Source organism: Trinickia sp. EG282A (assembly GCF_040965455.1).
Taxonomy (GTDB): domain Bacteria; phylum Pseudomonadota; class Gammaproteobacteria; order Burkholderiales; family Burkholderiaceae; genus Trinickia; species Trinickia symbiotica.
Map to the genome: position 1 here is coordinate 458,114 of NZ_JBFRCC010000003.1, position 15,956 is coordinate 474,069.

The 15,956-nt window shown below is 59.1% G+C and carries 11 protein-coding genes and 2 pseudogenes; 8 read left to right on the forward strand and 5 right to left on the reverse strand.

The annotated features are described in order from the left end of the window. Positions 1-144: 144 nt before the first annotated feature. The 5 genes from AB4Y31_RS16585 to AB4Y31_RS16605 all read right to left on the reverse strand — a co-directional run bounded on the left by AB4Y31_RS16585 (position 145) and on the right by AB4Y31_RS16605 (position 5,813). Positions 145-684: a GNAT family N-acetyltransferase gene (locus AB4Y31_RS16585; protein WP_368674849.1), complete on the reverse strand. Its 540-nt coding sequence runs from the start codon at positions 682-684 to the stop codon at positions 145-147. A gap of 138 nt (positions 685-822) precedes the next feature. Beyond that, positions 823-2,457: an acid phosphatase gene (acpA, locus tag AB4Y31_RS16590; RefSeq protein WP_368675310.1), complete on the reverse strand. Its 1,635-nt coding sequence runs from the start codon at positions 2,455-2,457 to the stop codon at positions 823-825. Positions 2,458-2,858: 401 nt separating this feature from the next. Beyond that, entirely contained in the window at positions 2,859-3,821 is a 963-nt protein-coding gene (locus tag AB4Y31_RS16595; RefSeq protein WP_368674850.1) for an SOS response-associated peptidase family protein, read from the reverse strand. Positions 3,822-3,879: 58 nt separating this feature from the next. Then, on the reverse strand, positions 3,880-5,070 hold the full coding sequence (locus tag AB4Y31_RS16600) for a TIGR03118 family protein (RefSeq protein ID WP_368675311.1): 1,191 nt from the start codon (positions 5,068-5,070) through the stop codon (positions 3,880-3,882). A 140-nt stretch (positions 5,071-5,210) separates the two neighbouring features. Continuing rightward, complete coding sequence (locus tag AB4Y31_RS16605) at positions 5,211-5,813, reverse strand: isochorismatase family cysteine hydrolase (RefSeq protein ID WP_368675312.1); 603 nt, start codon at positions 5,811-5,813, stop codon at positions 5,211-5,213. Positions 5,814-5,911: 98 nt separating this feature from the next. On the opposite strand from AB4Y31_RS16605, the pseudogene AB4Y31_RS16610 reads away from it, so the two are divergent. From AB4Y31_RS16610 to AB4Y31_RS16645, 8 genes and pseudogenes are all read left to right on the forward strand, one after another. Next, a pseudogene (locus AB4Y31_RS16610) lies at positions 5,912-6,042 on the forward strand (NUDIX hydrolase); the annotation flags it as partial. A 236-nt stretch (positions 6,043-6,278) separates the two neighbouring features. Further along, entirely contained in the window at positions 6,279-7,502 is a 1,224-nt protein-coding gene (locus AB4Y31_RS16615; RefSeq protein ID WP_368674851.1) for an MFS transporter, read from the forward strand. A gap of 306 nt (positions 7,503-7,808) precedes the next feature. Continuing rightward, positions 7,809-8,669: a TetR/AcrR family transcriptional regulator gene (locus AB4Y31_RS16620; protein WP_368674852.1), complete on the forward strand. Its 861-nt coding sequence runs from the start codon at positions 7,809-7,811 to the stop codon at positions 8,667-8,669. A gap of 152 nt (positions 8,670-8,821) precedes the next feature. Continuing rightward, positions 8,822-11,047: pseudogene (locus AB4Y31_RS16625) on the forward strand (acyl-CoA dehydrogenase). 240 nt (positions 11,048-11,287) lie between these two features. Continuing rightward, positions 11,288-12,733, forward strand: a complete 1,446-nt coding sequence (locus AB4Y31_RS16630) for an IS1182 family transposase (protein ID WP_368674853.1) — start codon at positions 11,288-11,290, stop codon at positions 12,731-12,733. A 727-nt stretch (positions 12,734-13,460) separates the two neighbouring features. Further along, positions 13,461-14,321, forward strand: coding sequence for a hypothetical protein (locus AB4Y31_RS16635; RefSeq protein WP_368674854.1), 861 nt, complete (start codon positions 13,461-13,463; stop codon positions 14,319-14,321). A gap of 15 nt (positions 14,322-14,336) precedes the next feature. After that, positions 14,337-14,633, forward strand: a complete 297-nt coding sequence (locus tag AB4Y31_RS16640) for an NHLP leader peptide family RiPP precursor (RefSeq protein WP_368674855.1) — start codon at positions 14,337-14,339, stop codon at positions 14,631-14,633. Positions 14,634-14,701: 68 nt separating this feature from the next. Beyond that, positions 14,702-15,898 (forward strand): cupin domain-containing protein, encoded by a 1,197-nt coding sequence (locus tag AB4Y31_RS16645; protein ID WP_368674856.1) that lies wholly within the window; start codon positions 14,702-14,704, stop codon positions 15,896-15,898. Positions 15,899-15,956: the final 58 nt, after the last annotated feature.

A 15,956-nucleotide genomic window follows, 5' to 3' on the forward strand; every position in this document is an offset into this window, starting at 1 on the left:
ATCCGTCGCGCTTCGAGCGCAACGTCGATCCAATGCGTCGACACAACGTTAGAAGTGAGTTTAGGCCTTTACTATCGTAAATCTATGCCGATTGGAACGAATTCACCGTTGCGGTTGCGCTAACAATCGAACGTGGCCAGGGCGCTAGCCCGGAGCGTCACCACGGCGAATGCGATAGCGCTCGTAGTCGCTTTCGCCGCCGCTCATGTCCGTCACTTGCTTCATGCCGATCTTTTCGGCGACACGACGGGACGCGACGTTCTCCGAGGCGATGTCCGCGATGACGTCATCCAAAAACACCGTCTCGAACGCATGCCGCAGCAACGCCCTCGCCGCCTCCGTTGCGATCCCTCTTCCCCACGCCTGGCGAACGAGCCGCCATCCGATTTCGACTTCGGGGCCGTCGCCATGGTCGGGAATCAGCAAGACCCAACCGAGGAATCGACTCGGCGAACTCGTCTCGCGAATCGTCCAGTAGCCGAGTCCCGGTGGGTACGGGCGCGTGGTGCGCCATTCGATCAAGCGCCGATGCGCGATCGGATCGTTCCAGGGGCCCGCGATGTACCGCGTCACTGCGGGATCGCGATCCATCTCCATGCAGGCATCCACGTCTTCGAGTGTGCGTTGTCGGATAAGAAGACGCGGTGTGTCGAGCGACGGCAGGCGAGCGAGACGGATCGGCATGGCATTCGAGGACGAAGCGCGAGCGGTAACAGAACGCCAATATGATGGCAGACGTTCTGCTTTGCCGTTCCACGCCATCGCTGTCAAGCGCCGGTGGCATAGTGCCGCCGGCGACCCCTAACGGTGGCGCTCACTCCCTCAAGCGGACAAATTGAGCGCGTTGGTCAGATCGCCCATCGGCGCCTGGCCGCGCTCGCGCATCGCCGCGTCGCGCGTGCGCAGACCGTCGAGCAACTCGAGATCGAACACGCGCGTGATCAAGCGCAGGATCGACCCCGTGTCGTAGATCGTATGGTCGACATAGCCCTTCTTCGCCAATGGCGACACCACGAGCGCCGGGATACGCGTGCCCGGCCCCCAGCGGTCGCCCTTCGGCGGCGCGACGTGGTCCCACCATCCGCCGTTCTCGTCGACCGTCACGATGACGACCATGTTCTCCCATTGCGGACTCGCGCGCAGCGCCTTCACGGCATGCACGATGTGGCGATCGCCCGAGGCGACGTCCGTATAGCCCGCGTGCATGTTGAGGTTGCCCTGGGGCTTGTAGAACGTAACCGGTGGTAAGCGGCCCGCACGCGCGTCGGCAAGAAAGCGGTTCGTGCTCTCATCGTCGCCGAGGCCAGCGTCGCGCAGATGTTTCTGGCGCGCGGCGGTGCCGGGCCCGAGATTCGCGAAGTAGTTGAACGGCTGATGGTGATACTGGAAGTTCGGAATTAAAGGCGTGCCGTCGGTCAGGTTCTTGCCGTGCATCTCGAGCGTCTGCTGGAACGCACCGGCGTACCACGCCCAGTCGATTCCGCGCTTGTCGAGCTTGTCGCCAATGTGCTCGTGCGTCTGCGGCGGTACGACCATCGCATTGCTGTCGCGCGTGAGGTCGACTACGCCGTCCGCATCGACCGGATAGGGCGTGGGCGCAAACGGCGGCATCATCGTGTTGACCGCGTAGCTGACGCTACGGCCGTCGGCGATCGCCTCCGGCGGCGTCAGCGCGCTTGGGCCGAACTTCGGGATGCCCTCCATCGCGCTTTTCGGCGATACGTCGAGCGGCTTCAGGTTCGGGTCGTCCGGCCGTCCGCTGACGGTCGTCGCAATCTGGTGCTTCGCGATGCTACGCGCCGGGTCTGGGTAGACCGGCGGCGTCGCCGCGGCGAGGTATTGGTGGTTCAGGAACGAGCCGCCGAATGCGCCCTGGAAGAAGTTGTCGCAAAGGACATACTCGCTCGCGAGGTCCCACATCCTCAAGTCGTAGCTCGCGTTCGCATAGTGGCCCATCGTGAAGCCGCCCGAGTCCGCCCAAGCGGCGAACATGTCGTTCTTGCCGCCGTTGATCTGCATCTGATTCTGGTAGAACACGTGCCAGAGGTCGTGCGTGACGAGCGACAGCGGCAGGTTTTCGCCCTGTGGGCCCTTGAGGGCGAACGGTGCGTTCGGCAGGTCGAGCTGGTACTGCTCGCCGGCTTTGTAGGTGACGCCGTCCGCGACCTGGTCCTTCAAAAGCCAGCCGCCAGGGACTTTCGGCAGCTTCGGCAACACCGTCGTGCCGTCGCGATCGCGCTGCAGATAGTCTTCCGGCTTCAGCGCTGAGAGCGGACGCTCGACGCCCGGGTAGTCGCCGAAAAGATTATTGAAGCTACGATTCTCCGCGAAGATCACGACGACTGTCTTCACCTTGTTGCGTAGTGGGTGGTCGAACTCCGGGCCCACCCCGACGCCAGTGACGGCGGCGTTGCGAGGCGTAGAAGGCACCGCGCAACCTGCCAACCCGCCGCCCATCGCGACGGCTGCGACGCCGCCCAAAAAGTGGCGCCGGCTGGGGCGCTGCGGTGTTTGCGTGGGCTCGGAGTCCTTGTCCTCGGGGTGGGAAGTCGGCTGTTCAGGCTTTTTCATTCGTATTCCGTTCGTTGTGAAATCGTCGATGGTGCCGGTCGGATTCCGGGCCTAGGCCAAGCAGAGCGGTAGTGTAAGGCCCGGGCGCCCGCCAACGGCCAACCCGCCCATACTTTGGGGCGATATCTTTGCGGAATTATGGTGACGTTTGCGTGACAGAGGACGCGAGGGTGTCCAACCGCGCATGTATAGCGCAGCTCATTGTGCAGTTGGCGAATGTTGCTGGGATCGCCGATACCCGCGCGCTCGCGCAGCGGCGATATGCCCAGCGTCGCGGACACCGCCCGTTACGCCGCCAGCAAGTGCTCGTAGTACGGCCGTTCACGGTCATCGAGAACGGCATAGAACTGCGCGAGATCGGCGGCGTCAGGGCGAAGCCATGCATCGACGTTATTCGGCTTGATCGGGATGATGCAGCGCGTGTGGCCGACAGCGGCGATTTCGGGGGGAGGCTCGTCAGTAATCGCGGCAAACGACAGCAAACTCGGTTCGTCCTTTCCCTCCCAGCGCGACCAGAGGCAAGCGAGCAGCATGTCCTCACCGGAATTCGGTTTGAACTCGAGAATTACATTCTCGTCTCGCTCGCCCGCCTTCAGTTCGCGCCGCTCGAGCCGTGCCTTGCTGACATGCTCATAAAAGGCGGTTGCAACCAAGAGACCATGCGAGTACCCGAAGAGCGTTTTCCAGAACCCTTCGAGGTTGTCGCGCCGAGCGATGTATGTCCCGGGATATTTCGTGTCGTAGAAAGCGGGCTTTCCAGCCAGACGACACTGGTATCGCATGGGCTTCACGACGCGCTCCCCACCCTCCAGGACGACGACCGGTGCGTAGTGGCCCGGAAATATTCGGGCGTCCCGTTCTCCGTTCAGCTCAGTCCGGCGCAGATCATCGAGCCGTTGGAGCGCAGCCTCGATCTTGTTCGTCGCAATTCGCTTGCTTTCGGTTGCGGCCTTTGTCGCCTTGGCCTGGAGGCTGCGTTCCGCATCGGCGAGGCGAGCGCGCTGCTTGAAGATCTCCTGCTCCAGCTTCGCCGCCTGCGCCTTGTCGAAACGCGCGATCATCTCCTTGATGCGCTGCTCTTCATTCGTCTGCGGCTCATCGAACATCGCATCGATCGCTTTCGGTATCGAGATCGCCCTTCCCTGCTCTCGCTCCCAATAGAGCTGGACGAACTCTCGCAGATCGATGCGTGCGCCGAAAGTCCTGAGGAATTTCCGGTAGTCCGCCTTGATCTGCGCCGAATAGCACATGGTCGCCCTCCTGGTTCGAGCGTCCATGATAGCTCGGCGTCTCGAGCCGCAGTGCCCGCTATTGCCTCGAATCGGTCGATGCGTGTGCCTTGGAGGCGTTCACCGGACTTATCGTGCCGAACAGCCCATTGACCTCCTTATTGGGACCGGCCGAGAAATACAACGCGTCCGAGCTCGAGTTGCGGCCGCCACCGAGTGTGAGCGTCCACAAGCCGTCGATCGAGATTGGATTGCCGTTTGCATCCTCCAGCTGATCGACGAACGTGCCGTCATTGTTGAAGACGTTGATTCGGCCATCGCCGAAGTTGCCGATCAGGATTTTTCCACTGAAGCGGCCGAATGCAAACGACGCGCGCGTGACTCCCCATGGTGAGTTGAGCTTCCCTCGGCTGGCGAAGCGGCGCAGCAGGTGACCGTCCGTATCGAAGACATCGACGAAGCCGTTACCGTTGCCAGCGACGTCGTCGTGCTTCTCTTTGTTCTGTTTTGCATAAGTGACGAAAAGGTCACCATTGATGTTGGCGATGCCAAACGGAGCATATCCGGCAGGGATGTGCGGGTCGACGAAGCCACCGTCCGTCGTTGCCGGCGTGAAAAGGCCTTTCGTGCCGCCGCTTGGCCCGAACACATCGATATGCCCAGAGCGGAAGTTCGTCGCAAACAGGAACCCGCCTTTTGCGTTCACGCCGAAGACGAGACCCTTGTATACCGCCCCATTGTCGGCGGATGGAACGGAAGAATTATCGACCGCGATCACGGCGTTGGTCGCCGGATTCAGACCGCCGGCCCAAGCGGAAATCGTGCCGTCCTCGGTCGCAAAGATAAATACGGCAGGGATCGTGGTGCCTGGCACGAGAAACGCCGGTGAGGGATTCCATACCATCCCGGTCGGCGCCGCGGGTGCCGTTTGCGGTGGATTGTTCGGGAAGAAGGGATGACACGCGCTGGCCGGTATGACATTGCCTGGCAGCGGGATGGACACCTGTAGCGCCACCTTCGTCCCCTCGCCGTCATACAGCGTGGCGCAGCCTGTCGCATTGTCGTTGACCCAGAATGGGCTTCCCGCGGGACTGAAGGCGATACCCCAGGCGTTCTGTAGTACGCCGTCGACTTTCGGGGCAGCGCCTGCCAAGTTGGACACAAGTGGCGTGACGACATAAACATCATCGTCAGCGGCGTGCCCGATCGAGAAACCGGCCGCGAGGACAAGTGCGGCCGCCGTTTTGAGACCCCAAGACACCTGACACATGACGCCCCTCCTTCGTCTGACTGCTGAGGAATTGCTCCGCGAGTAAGCAGCAGAGAAGCGTAAACGACCGGTGTACTTCGAAAATTCCCGCTCTACTTCCAAAATTCCAATTGCTACCGATCGAATGATGCCAGGCGCGACTAAGCAAGCAACGATAAGGCATCAGCGAGCGACAGCACCGTTGTGCGGGAGTCGAACGCCGTTGAGAAAAGATGGTCGTGCACGATCGGATCAGGGTCGTAGCAACAGTCCTTGACGGTGAACAAGCGAAAGTCCGCATCGCTCGCGTACGCCACCGACGACAGCACGACACCCGTCGACGCGATGCCCACCATGATCAGTGTATCGATACCCTCCGCCAAGAGCCGTGCCTGCAAGTCGGTACCAAAGAACACACTGGCACGATGCGCGATGATGAGCGGTTCAGTGGGCTGCTGATTGAGCTCAGGCGCGATCTGGTCGTCGACGAAAAGACCCAGTTGCTTCATCCCCTGCCCGTTCCGGTTCAATGGACTGACCTCCGGATACCCCGGACTAAAGTGGATCTTCGCGAAATAGACGTTGGCGCGCTTGGCCCGCGCAGCGTCGCACAGCTCGCGCGTATTGGCGAGCAAGGTTGGTGCGACCGATGGAAATAAGCGCAGGATGTCGGTCTGATAGTGCATGACCACAAGAGCGGTTTGCGCTGGAACGATCGCCGGAATCTGCGTGTTCACACTGTGCGCCTCGTCGGCGCTTTCCATGCCCTGTTGATGGCCTGCCGAATCGACGGGCCCAAGCTCAATGCGTGGCGGCATAAGGCTACGCGGGAAAGAATGACGCTCGACTCTATCACGGTCACCTCGATTCATACCTGGGTTGCGACTTGATAACCGCGAGATCATCGGCGCGCATCCTCCATCGCCGGAGGAGTTTGACGGCATCGCGCTAACAGGGGCAGTCGCAGCGTATCTACGCGGAGATCTCTGCTGATAGTTTGCCCCCGCTCAATAAAACAACTTTCACAATTCTTTCGTTTCGACTACTAACTAAGATACCCAGTGACGGATGGCGCTATGCGCAGGCGCTAAGGGATTACCCCTTCAAAGGCGCACTTAACCCTGCACCTGCTTAAAGACCCTGTAAACTCGCCTAGCCAACCCAACGGGGGTGCCCGCGGGGCGCAGGTCGGCCTTGCGGAAGATTCTGGAGACACAGGAGAAGAAACAATGGCTTGGACACGCGAACAGAGGAATGTGACGATCGCCGCCTACCTGGGCTGGACGCTCGACGCATTCGATTTCTTTCTGATGGTTTTCGTCCTGAAAGATATCGCAGCCGAATTCAATACGAAGATACCCGAAGTCGCACTCGCCATCACGCTCACGCTCGCCATGCGTCCGCTCGGCGCGCTGATTTTCGGCCGCCTCGCCGACCGCTTCGGCCGTCGGCCCACGCTGATGGTCAACATCGCGATCTATTCGTTGCTCGAGCTGGTCTCGGGCTTCTCCCCCAACCTCGCGACGCTCATCGTCCTGCGCGCACTCTTCGGCGTCGCGATGGGCGGCGAATGGGGCGTCGGCTCGGCGCTGACGATGGAGACGATTCCCGCGCACTCGCGCGGCATCGTGTCAGGCTTGCTGCAAGCGGGCTACCCGAGCGGCTACCTGATCGCCTCGATCGTATTCGGCGTGCTCTACCAGTACGTCGGCTGGCGCGGGATGTTCTTCGTCGGCGTGGTCCCCGCACTGCTCGTGCTCTACATCCGGAGTAACGTTCCCGAATCGCCAGCCTGGCAGGCGATGGAGAAAACCGGTCGCCCGCGGCTCGGCGATACGCTGAAGCGGAACTGGGCGCTCGCCGTCTATTCGATCATCCTGATGACAGCCTTCAACTTCTTCTCGCACGGCACCCAAGACCTTTATCCGACCTTCCTGCGCGAGCAGCACAAGTTCGATCCGCACACCGTCTCGGCAATCGCCATCGTGCTCAACATCGGCGCCATCATCGGCGGTCTTTTCTTCGGCGCCGTCTCCGAGAAAATCGGCCGCCGCAAGGCAATCTGCATCGCCGCCCTCATCGCCCTGCCCGTACTGCCGCTATGGGCGTTCTCGAGCGGTGCCATTGCGCTCGCCATCGGTGCCTTCCTCATGCAGATTTCGGTGCAAGGCGCATGGGGCGTTATCCCCGCGTATCTGAACGAAATCTCGCCCGATGAAGTTCGAGCCACGTTCCCCGGGTTCGTCTATCAGCTCGGCAACCTGATCGCGTCGGTCAACGCCACGCTGCAAGCAGGCGTCGCGGTGAGCCACGGCAACAACTACGCTTTCGCGCTCGCCGTCGTGGCGGGTGTGGCGGCCATCGTCATTGCCATCCTGATTCTCTTCGGGCGCGAACGCCGCGGTGTGGACATGACCAGCTCCGCCGCGCAAATCGGCGAACCGGTCCGATAATCGGCGAATCATCGATCGCCCTGCCAAGGCGTCGCAATCCGACGCCTTGGCTCCGCAGCCAGTGGCTCGTCCGGCCCCAATCCACGCGCCTCGCACTTGTCACAACGAAACTTCCGCGCACAAAAGGGGCGCCAGCGCCTAAGATTCGAAAAAGCACAGACGTACGCCCACTAGAGGAGTCCATCCACAAAGAATGCTTGCCGCGGCAACAGCCTGTTTTTATCGTTGCCGGAATAAAAAGAGTTTCAATCAACAACTTGAATCGATCGCTTGTTCGCGGCCGGGCCACCGGCATGGGAGGCGCACATGGCAGTTCGTACAACGAGCCGGACCACCGGCGATACCAAAACACGCATACTCGATGCGGCCGAAGACATCTTCGTCGACCTCGGTTTCGAGGCGATGTCGCTGCGGCAGATCACGTCGCGTGCCGACGTGAACCTCGCCGCCGTCAACTATCACTTCGGCAGCAAAGAGGCGCTCATTCACGCGATGCTCGCGCGGCGCCTGGATCGGCTCAACGAAGAGCGGCTCGCGCTGCTCGATCGCTTCGACGCTCAACTCGGCGCGCGGCTCACCTGTGAGCACGTGCTCGGTGCGATGTTCATTCCGGCGTTGCGCCTCTCTCGTGATCCGCACGCGGGCGGACGCGCATTCCTCAAGCTGCTCGGTCGAGCCTATACGGACCCGTCCGCCTTCATTCACGATTTCCTCGCTCGCCATTACGCCTCGGTTGCGGAGCGATTCTTCGAAGCGTTCCAGCGAGCGTTGCCGCATCTGCCGCGCGAAGAGCTCGGCTGGCGTCTTCATTTCGCGATCGGCGCTCTTTCAGGTGTGCTCGCGGGCGCCGATACGGACAACCTGCTCGCCGAGTTTTCGCAAGGGCGGTCGATGAACGATCTGCAGTTGATCGCGCGTCTCGCTTCACTGATGGTTGCCGCGCTCAAAGCGCCGTTGCAGGACCCGGCGCAGCTGAACGCGTTCGCGGCCGTGCTCGGCGAGGCCGCCGAGGGCAGCGATGCGGCCGCCGGCATTAGCGCTTGCGGAGCACTGGACCGGCAACCACGCGCCGATGCCGGCATAGGTAGTGCTGCACCGTCCCAGCCCGCAGCGGCGACGCGGCCCGTCGTCACGCAAGTGCCAACGGAGGCACGTCAAACGCACTGAGATGGCTTCGGCAGCGGCGGCCGAGCAGCGCACAAGCGTATTGCCGCATCGAGCCGCACGGAGCCGCATCGATCGGCATTCAGTCGGCCGTGCGGCAAGCCATGCCATGCAATGCCATGCACCGATGAAGCGCATGGCGAGGAGAAACGGACATGGGATGGCTCGTCATCGCGCTCGTCGTTGCGGGACTGATCGCATGCTTGTTGCTCGCGAAGCCGCTGCGCCGTCGCATACTGTCCGGGCCGACCCTCGCGGCGCTGCCCAAGACGTTACCCGATATGCCGCAGACGGAGCGCGATGCCATCGAAGCCGGCAGCGTCTGGTGGGAGGGCGAAATCTTCACGGGCGCCCGCGCTGGGATGCACTGCTCGCCCACGGCGCGCCGAAGCTCACCGGCGAGGAGCGTCGTTTCATCGATGAGGAGTGCGAACGACTTGTCGAACTTATGAACGATTGAGAAGTCACCACCGTTGTGCAGGATCTGCCGGAAGCCGCATGGCGGTACATCAAAGAAAACGGCTTCCTAGGCATGATCATCGGCAAGCAGCACAGTGGCATGGCGTTCAGGGCATACGCCCGTCGCAGGTGGTCATGAAGCTCGCGTCGAGATCGCCGACGGCCGCCGTATCGGTGTTGATGGCAAACTCGCTGGGTCCTGCCGAGCTGCTGCTTCATTACGGCACCGAATCGCAAAAAGTCCCACTATTTGCCGCGGCTCGCACGAGGCGAGGATATCCCCTGTTTCGCGTTGACGAGCCCCTATGCGGGCTCGGATGCTGCGGCGATTCCCGATGTCGGCATCGTCTGCCGGCAGAACTTCGAGGGCCAAGAGACGCTCGGCTTTCGCCTGACGTGGGAAAAGCGCTACATCACGCTCGCCCCCATCGCGACAGTGCTTGGCCTCGCATTTCGCGCGCGTGACCCTGATCGCCTGCTCGGCCAGGAATTCGAACTCGGCATCACGTGCGCGCTCATTCCCACCATGCATCCGGGCTTATCGACCGGTCGCCGTCACAGGCCGCTCAACGCCGTGTTTCAAAACGGGCCGACTTCAGGCAAGGACGTGTTCATCCCGCTTGACTGAGTGATCGGCGGCCGAACCCAGATCGGCAATTGGCTGGCGCGTGCTGTTGGAATGCCTCGCGGCCGGCCGTTCTATCTCGCTGCCCTCTTCCAATGTCGGCTTGGCGAAGTCGGCCGTGCGCGGCGTCAGCGCCTACACGGCGGCGCGTCGACAATTCAAGGTACCGATCGGCTCATTCGAAGGAGTCCAGGAACCGCTCGGCCGCATGGGCGGACATCTCTATGTGATCGACGCATGCGGCAGTTTTGCGCGCAAGCCGCCGACCTCGGCGAAAAGCCGGCCGTGCTCTCGGCGATCGCCAAGTACCACGTGACTGAGCGCGCGCGCATGATCGTCGATGACGGCACTGCCGCCCGGGCCCCGGATCGTTAAATGGGATTGGCCGCCTTCGACGATGCCCTTTTCCGTCACACGCGCTTCACCGCATCGAATGCGCTACGCAGCTTTCTTCACTCGCTGACGGGCGGCCTTTTGATCGCGGTGCCGAAAACCGCAACCCCGGCGCTCTCGGGTTTTACCGCGCGGCCACGCGGCTCGCGATCGCTTTTGCTTTGGTCGCCGATGTTTCGCTGCTGCTACTCGGCGGCTCGCTAAAGCGCCGCGAGCGCCTCTCGGCCCGGCTCGGCGATGTGCTCTCGCAATGGGTGCTGATTTCAGCCACGCTCAAGCGCTTCGAGGATGAGGGGCGGCCCGAGGCAGATCTGCTCGCTCGTGCGATGGGGACTCGAAGATGCGCTTCGGCGCGCGCATGAGGCCTTCGAAGGCCTTTTTGCGAACTGCCCGAATCGTTTCATCGCGGGCCTGTTGCGCATGCTCACGTTTCCGTTCGATTTGCGCCGCCCCGCACCGAGAGATGCGCTCACGGCCGATATCGCCCGATTGCTGCAAGCGCCAACGCCGACGCGCGAACGACTTCTCGCCGACTCGTATGTATCGGCCGACGAAACAGATCCGCTCAATTGCGGCGAGCGATTATTACGGCTCGCGCCGAAAGTAGCGGCAATCGAGTTCAAGTTGCGCCGGGCCGTGCGCGAGGGGCGGGTATCAGCGATGCCGCAGAGCCTCGCCGACCTGTCGGCATGGGCGGCTGCGGCGGAGCGCGACGGATACATCGACACGATCGAGCGCGGCGCTGGACACGTATGCACGCGATGGCGCCGCGTTCGTGAAGGTCGATGACTTCCCTGCCGATTTCGGCACGAGTGCCGGATCAACAAACAATAGCAATAGCAACAGCGTCGGCATCAGCGCCGCCCGCGAAAACTGGCGCCCGCAGAGCAATCGAGTTCAATGAATATCGATCAACACTGATGTCGAGCTTCACTCAACGTTGAAACTTGTTCGCCTAATTTGGAACTCCTCGGGCTGGAGGCGCGGGCCGCCTCCCAGCGGCTTCTGCCCGAACGCCGAAGCCCATCATTGAACGACGATCGATCTTCCCAGCACGGCCCGGAACTTCCGCTGTCGACCTAGGGTGTGTGAAAACGCGCCGATCGCCTAAACTTGATCAACGTATTCATGCTCGGGTGACTGGATGAAGAGATTCATCGAGGGCGAAGACCGCAAGCAAGTCACGTTGCTTCCAGAGTGCCTCGATGACTTCATCGCCGAGGATAACCCCGTCAGGATCATCGACGCGTTTGTCGAAGAGCTCGAATTGGGATCGCTCGGGTTTGATGGCGCGACGCCTTCAGCTACAGGCCGCCCCTCCTATCATCCGGCAGTGCTGTTGAAGATTTACATCTATGGCTACCTCAACCGCGTCCAGTCGAGTCGCCGTCTGGAGCGCGAATGCCAACGCAATGTTGAGTTGATGTGGCTCACGGGCCGCCTGGCGCCGGACTTCAAGACCATTGCTGACTTCCGCCGGGATAACGGCGCAGGCATTCGCAACGTCTGTCGCCGGTTCGTTGTTCTTTGTCGTGATCTCAAGTTGTCCTCACAAGCGCTGGTTGCCATCGACGGCAGCAAGTTCAAAGCGGTCAACACACGCGACCGCAACTTCACATCGGGCAAGATCGATAAGCGTCAGCAGCAGATCGAGGAAAGCATTCAGCGTTACCTGAACGCCTTGGAGACCGCTGATCGCACGCAGCCTGCAGAGGTGGAAGCGAAGACAAGTCGGCTGCAACACAAGATCGCTCGATTGCGCGAACAGATGCAAAGCCTCGATCAAATCAAGGAGCAACTCAGGACGCAGCCTGACGGTCAACTCTCCATGACTGATCCCGATGCGCGCTCCATGGCAACGAGCGGAAAAGGCTCAGGGATGGTGGGCTACAACGTGCAGGTCGCAGTAGACGCAAAGCACCATCTCATCGTCGCTCACGAGGTCACCAACTCTGGCAGCGACCGGGCGCAGCTCAGCCCCATAGCAAAAGCTGCACGCGATGCGATGGGCAGGACCAGACTCCGGGCGATAGCTGATCGTGGCTATTACAACGCTCCGCAAATCAAGGCATGCGCAGATGCCGGTATTGCAGTGATGCTGCCTAAACCCACGACGTCGAGCGCGAAGTATCACGGCCGATTTGATAGGGCAGACTTCATCTACATTGCACGCGACGACGAATACCAATGCCCTGCTGGCGAACGTGCGATCTACCGCTACACTCGGGAAGAACACGGCCTGCAACTGCGCCGTTACTGGAGCAGTGCTTGTCCTCAGTGCGCCATGAAGCCGCAGTGCACGCCGAGTTCGCAACGACGAATCTCACGATGGGAGCATGAGTCGGTGCTGGAGAAAGTCCAACTTCGGCTCGACAAGACCCCAGACGCGATGACGATTCGTAGGCGAACCGTCGAACATGTCTTCGGGACGTTCAAGCACTGGATGGGCTACACGCACTTCTTGACGCGCAGGCTGGTCAACGTGGGGACCGAGATGAGTCTGCACGTGCTGGCCTACAACCTCAAGAGAGTACTGAAAATACTGGGGTTCTCGAGAACAATGAAAGCGATGCGGCTGGCGGGTGCGTAAGCACCCGCCCGTTGTGCCTGCCAAGCGGACCGAAGACGACGGTCGAGAAGACAACAGAGCCGTTCAGAGTTCGTCAGCGCCAAATTGACAGCGGAAACAGTAAAACAAGGCAAGACGCGCAGGTGGCCGAGTGTGCTTCGGATGAATCTGCGTTTCCACACGGCCTCGACCCGTTGCCGTCATTCGGATCGCCGTGACAGCAACGGCCGGTCTCAAAGTATAGCGCTCGTCTGCCGCTTGTCCTTGTCACGACTGAAAAGGCTAACGGCACAATTGACCGACCTGCCATTCCAAATTTTCGTTCATCGCAAACCGCCCAATTTTTGGCGCTCCTGAAACGGGTCGAGGTTACGGCGCATAAGAAACGCAGATCTCCACTTCGTCGATTTGAAGCGCGGTGAAGAACGTGTCTCAACTGTCTCGACGGTCTCGACCCGGGTGCGGCCGAACAGCCTGCGTCGCGAGGAACTCTCTCAGTGCCGAACAGCGTCGTGAGCATAATCGATAGACCGTATGGCAACTCGTTTTCCGCGACGCCATCCGCGGGTTTTGCATGTGGAAAGGGGCTGCTTACAAGTGGATGCGGGTCATCAGGAGTGTAAGGCTTCCCGCCAACTGACGAACTTCGCACCTAGGCATTGTCTTGATAAGACGTCTCAAGTTTTCTATGCTGACTGGAGAGGTTGTTCGCTGTTCTTCGTTTTCCTGAGCATAAAGGGACAAACTCATGACCGAAGTTGCGAAGCACGCGTGCGATCCTAAGGTTGTCGAACGTTTTTGCAGCGAGCTACTTTGCTCTCTACCGTCGATAGCGAAGTTGTCTTCGATACTGCTATGGGGATCGCATGCTCGGGGTCAGCAAATCGCCGAGTCTGATATCGACATAATTCTGGTATTACGTGAAGAATTGCGATGCGGTCAGCCGACGCTACTCGAAACTTTTTCCAAGTTCAGCACTGTATCGTCATGCAGCACCACATACGATTTTCCCGGGCTAGCACTCAAAGGTGCAACTAGCTTTGGCGAATTTGATGTCCGATTCCATGTGCTCGGCGACATAAAGAATGGATGCTTCAAAGCTAGAAAAGACACGTGCATTGACTATCAGGCGCACACATTTCTGCAGTCGGCTAAAGACTCGATAGTGTTGTGGGAGCGTGCCTGCGAGGGTCAGCGCGTTCTGACTGAAGTCGCGCGCGCGCCGATCCCCAAAGTCTGCGAAGCAATGATCGTAGAAGGGCTGAACTATCCCTCGCTCTCCGAGCTAGCGAGACTTGATAGAAGGTGTGAATACATAGCGCGTGCGGTCTTCATAGCCAGATTGGCGTTTTGCACCGCAAGCGCTTTTTTCGGTATCGCTGGCCAGTTTGGTTATTTCAGAATGAAAGGTTTGGTGCGACAGACCAGAAATTTGCAACTCCCTCCGACTGTTCGCAGCGCATTTCATGTGTTGGCTGAAAATCCGTTCGCCCGTGCGGAGGAAATCGTCAAGGTTTTGCTTACAATAATTAACTACGTTTCATCCAACTCGCATAGTATGAAAGTTCATCAGATCGCCGAAAGGGCTTTGACGACCTTGCAACCTTAATTATTCGAGACGAAAATGGCACCCAAGAAACGCAAGAAAAAGAGTTTTAGCAAACCAACAAGAAAAATCGTCATCAAAAAGGCGGTTTCTGAACCCGAGTTCAGAGAAGGTCTATTAAAAAATCCCAAAGAATCGGTTGAAAAACTTTTAGGACACAAGTTTCGACGGAGCGTGAACGTGCATGTCGTTCAGGAAGACCCTGATAACATATATATTGTCTTGCCCGTTTCCGCGTATGCTCGGAGTGACGCCTCAATTCGTGAAATGCCGGACTCTTGGTTCCTCTCGGTAAAGCGCGGTACAGAACCTTAGCAAATATGTGTGCGACCATAACCAGATTTTCGACCTCCTCTGGCGTCGATGCGACCCTCAGAGGCTGGGTGTTCGATCGGATGCCAAAATTTACGCCGAAGTTTACGCGGCTCGACATCGACACCATAGCAGAGATCTCTTTGAACTTGGGGTTTATGCTGGAGGCCGCTATAAAGTCCGCTCCGGATGATATCGATATTTTCAATGTTGAAATCGGCAATTTCAATGTAGAACATCCAAAAAAAAATACGCCAGTTAATGCTTTGAAAGCATGGACAAGGGCGGGATTTTCGATCCGCCTCAATAAAGCAGAGCGCTTCAGTCGCGATCTACATCGGATGTGCGCTGCGCTCGAGCGCGAATTCAGGTGCCCTGCATTTGTGAACATTTATATGCATCCAAAAATGTCGCGAGGTCTTGGCGAGCCCCATGTCGACGATCACGACGTACTAATAGTGCAGGCAGTGGGAAATAGAAACTGGGTTATAGACTCTGAGGTTAGTGAAATCCCGATGCGTCCGCGCACGTTGCTTCCTCATGAAGTCTTAGATTACTCCAGTGGTTGGCCTACTCCGAACGAAGGAGACGCTGCATTGCTCCGTTCGAGTAACCTAGGTTTTGTTAATCCAACCGAATTTACCATCAAGCCGGGGATGATGATCTACATACCTGCAGGCTGCGTGCATCAGGCATCCACGGCCGGCGATTATTCGATTCATCTTACCTTTGGGATCCATCACTTTCGCGTCTTCGATGCACTTCTAGTTGCTTTGCAGCGCATTACTGCTCGTGATACTCGGCTGCGCCAGCCGATTTTTCTACATCGCAAAGCCAACCAGTCCTCCGCCCCTGACCCGTATGAAACTTTAATCGAACTAATTCCCGCACTTCTGACAAACGTAAAGCCCGATTATATCAAAGATGTGCTATGGGAGATGCGCGAGCGGTTCTCGATGGAACAGAAGCGGTCGATTGGGCTATGGGACCATCAAGACGGCGAGCCTCAACAACGGTTTGAAAAAACTAGACGATGGAGGCGCTTGGTCGAAAAGAATCTGATCGCCCTCCGATATAACAGCACTCGGGCACGCGTTTCGTTTCCAGGGGGGTTTATCGATATTCCTCGCGCGGCGGTCCCGATCGTTATGTATATCAGAAGCCATAAAGAGTTCGAAATCGATGAGATTTTATCTCTTTGTGCTCTGTCACACTCAGACGTTGCGCTTCTGCTTCGTGAGTTTGCGCGCTTCGAAGTACTTCGATAGCGACAAAAAGTTTGTAATCGCATTTCGTTTAAATTTTCCCCAAAAATTGTTGCGGACG